General features: G+C 48.7%; 2 protein-coding genes. Both read left to right on the forward strand.

What is annotated here, in order from left to right:
* Positions 1 to 1,033: amidohydrolase family protein (locus WBA23_RS25500; protein ID WP_424585103.1), on the forward strand; the 1,033-nt coding region annotated here is incomplete at its 5' end.
* Positions 1,033 to 1,957, forward strand: a 925-nt coding sequence (locus tag WBA23_RS25505) for an FAD-binding oxidoreductase (RefSeq protein WP_424585104.1), incomplete at its 3' end; no start/stop codon positions are given. The genes WBA23_RS25500 and WBA23_RS25505, both read left to right, overlap by 1 nt.

Genomic DNA, 1,957 nt, shown 5'->3' on the forward strand with positions numbered 1-1,957 from the left:
TGAAATGCACACTCACCAGCACGCCAGCGTAGGCGAACGGCTGGGTAGAATCTGGTTATCTTATGGCATTACTTCGGTGCGGGAACCGGGGGCTGACCCCTACGATGCCCTGGAACGGAAGGAAGCCTGGGCCAGTGGAGTTCGCCCGGGTCCCCGAGAATTCTTTACCGGTGGCCTCACCGATGGTAGTCGTATCTACTACGGTTTAGCCAACAGTGTTATCCACGGGCCACATATGGAGTTAGAGCTAGAGCGGGCCGAACGATTGGGTTACGATATGATTAAAACCTACGTACGAATGCCCGATTCGCTGCAAAAACGTATCACTGAAGCGGCTCACGAAATGGGTATTCCAGTTTCCTCCCATGAGATTTATCCGTCTACCAAGTACAATGTAGATGCAGTTGAGCACATCCGGGGTACCAGCCGACGGGGATATTCTATGAAGCAGTCGGAGCTGAAAAAAACCTACGATGACGTAGTACAACTGCTAGTAAAATCACAAATGAATATTACGCCTACCGTTGGGTTACAAGGCGGTTTTTATATTCTAGCCGACAAGCATCCCGAAATTTATCAGAATAGACAATTAATGGCGCTGTATCCTGAGGACTATCGTGTTCAGTTACAAGCAGCTCCTCAACGCTTAAAAAAGCTTTTTCCTAGCTACCTGCTTAACGTATCCTCCATTCAAGAATCAATTACCCGCATTGTGCGAGCGGGGGGACGCGTTACCGCCGGAACGGATTCCCCCTTTATTCCCTACGGAACCAGTCTGCATACCGAAATGCAAATCTTCGTAGACGGTGGACTTACTCCGTTTCAAGCCTTACAATCAGCAACCATCCGAGCGGCAGAAGCGGTAGGGGTAGCCAATGATTTAGGTACCATTGAAGAAGGCAAAGTAGCGGATCTGGTGATTGTAGATGGTGACCCACTGGCTAATATCTTTGATGCCTGGAACGTGACCACAACCATTAAAAATGGTATTCGCTACGAAATTGACGAACTACTCACTGAGCCACAAAACTGATGACCAAAATTACTCGCCGAAATCTACTAAAGAAGACGACAGCCTTAGCTTTCACTCCACTTATTGCTTCCCAGCACCAATGGAAAACTATTAATAATAACTTCGGAAGCAAACCTTCGGTGGTAGTAGTAGGTGCCGGAGCGTTTGGCGGCTGGACTGCGTTATATCTGCTTCGTCAAGGGTATGATGTTACGCTTTGCGATACCTGGGGTGCAGGAAATGCGCGCGCCAGTTCGGGAGGCGAAACCCGCTTAGTGCGCTGCATGTACGGCGACAAGCGAGAGTATTTCGACTTAGCTCGGCGAGCACTCACCCTATGGAAAGAGAATAAAGCTCAGTTTGGTCAAAAGTTGTTTCATCAGACGGGACTACTCATTTTCTGCCAAATGGAGTACTATGACTATGCTGAGCAAGCTCGTCCCTTATATCAAGAAGCTCAGATGCCATTAGAGTGGTTATCTCCTGAAGAAGTCAGCCAACGTTTTCCGCTAGTTCGTACGGACGACCTTCACCACGCGGTGTATGATCCATCCGCTGGTTTTGTGTTAGCTCTTGAGTCTTGTCGTCAGGTAGTGAAACAGTTTATTCGGGAAGGGGGAATGTTTAAGCAAACACAGGCACTACCTGACAAAGAGCAGAATGGACAGCTAAAAAAAGTATTATTAGCCGATGGCACCAATCTCTCGGCTGACTGCTACGTATTTGCCAACGGTCCGTGGCTTAGACAGACCTTCCCTGAGTTACTGCAAGACAAGCTACGGGTTACTCGCCAGCCCGTGTTTATGTTTGGTTCACCTCCTCAGTATTCAGCCACTACCCAAGAAAATCAGTTACCTACTTGGATGAACCGAGACTTAGCTAATAAGGAGCGACACTACGGCGTAGCGGGAAATGACCACCGCGGCTTTAAGATCGGGTGGGCAC

Origin of the sequence: Tunicatimonas sp. (assembly GCF_049647865.1) — a bacterium.
Lineage (GTDB): Bacteria > Bacteroidota > Bacteroidia > Cytophagales > Cyclobacteriaceae > Tunicatimonas.